Annotated in this window: 1 protein-coding gene; it reads left to right on the top strand. The window is 73.9% G+C overall.

Going from position 1 to position 1,526, the window contains the following annotated elements:
* A partial coding sequence (locus tag GWI24_RS44240; protein ID WP_210951644.1) for a VCBS repeat-containing protein occupies positions 1-1,338 on the top strand: 1,338 nt, incomplete at its 5' end.
* Positions 1,339-1,526 lie beyond the last annotated feature (188 nt).

Genomic DNA, 1,526 nt, shown 5'->3' with positions numbered 1-1,526 from the left:
ACCCCCACCGCGACCGCGCCCGTCCCCCACGGCAAGGGCAGCCGGCTGCCGGACGACGTCAACGGCGACGGCTACCCCGATCTGCGCGTCCCCGTCCCGTCCGGCAAAGGGGGGCTGCCCAGCCGGATCGCCTTCGTCCACGGCTCGTCCCACGGCCTGAATCCCGCCACCCGGACCGTGCTCCGCCACCGCGACCTCGGGCTGCCGTCCCAGGACGTCACCGTCGCGGGCGCGACCGAGGTGGCCACGGCCGACCTCGACGGCGACGGCTACGCCGACGTCACCACGACGGCGGGCGAGGCGCTCGGCAAGCAGGAGACCGAGCGCACCCAGGCCACCGTCCGGACCGTCCCCTACATCTCCTGGGGCGGCCCCGGCGGCCCCCACCGCACCCGCTCCGCCGCCCGCGTCCAGCTGACCGGCCCGGACGACGGCGTGGACGCCCAGCGCCCCACCGTCGGCGACTTCAACGGCGACGGCCACCACGACCTGGCCCTGGTCCGCGCGGACCGGCACTCGCTGCTGGTGCTGTACGGGCCGTTCAACCGGGCTGGCAAGGCCGCCCGGACCGTGCCGTACGCGAGCCCGCTGGAGGGCCACGGCGAGATCGGCGATCTCATCGCCGACACGATCGCCGACACCGCCGATGGCCACCGCGCCACCGATCTGGTGGTGCACGCGGTCAACGACAACGACCAGTCCGGCTCCGCCCTCCTCACCGCCGGGTCCCACGGCCTCAGCCACACGAGCCACAGGCTGCGCGAGGGCAACTCGATCGCCTTCGGCGACTTCGACGGCGACGGCCGCCGCGATGTCGCGGTCGGCGACAGCGGCACCCGTAACGACGAGCCGGGCGTGGAGACGGAGCGGCCGGACATCGGCAAGACGGTGAGCATCTACCACAAGGAAGCGGCGAAGACGGCCGGTTCGGTTCCGCGCCCCCTCAAGGTGCCCGGGATGTCGGGCACCCTGGCCGCCGCCGACACGGATGGCGACGGCACCGATGAACTGGCCGTCTCGCTCGGCCGGGGCGGCGTCGAGCTGCTCACCCTGCGGGGCTCCCACCCGGCGACGACCCGCGTCGCCCGGCGTCATCTGCTGACCCGCGCGGCACCCGCCGTCGTGGACGGCAAGACCATCCGTAAGGGCGAGCGCGCGGCCCGGCTCTACGGCGTCGCGGACTTCGATCATGACGGTAAGGACGAGGTCGTCCTGGCATGGGGCCCCGGTCTGGCCTTCTCGCGGTACGGCGAACGTCCCGAGTGGTGGTGGATCACGGACGGCACCGCGGACAAGACGGCCTTCAGCAGCAAGCCGTTCGCGGCGGACGAGGACTAGGGCGCGGGCTAGGACGTCGCGGACCAGGACGGGGACCAGGGCGGGGACCAGGACGCGGACCAGGACGCGGACCAGGACGCGGACCAGGACGCGGACCAGGACGGGCGAACGCCGGACCGACACCGGGCGGGCACACCGGCGACCCCCACCCACCACCGGGGGAAAACCCATAAGGGACCCCCTAAGGG

The organism is Streptomyces sp. MK37H, from assembly GCF_018035285.1.
Classification (GTDB): Bacteria; Actinomycetota; Actinomycetes; order Streptomycetales; family Streptomycetaceae; genus Streptomyces; species Streptomyces endocoffeicus.
This window is presented reverse-complemented; position numbering and strand designations above follow the sequence as displayed.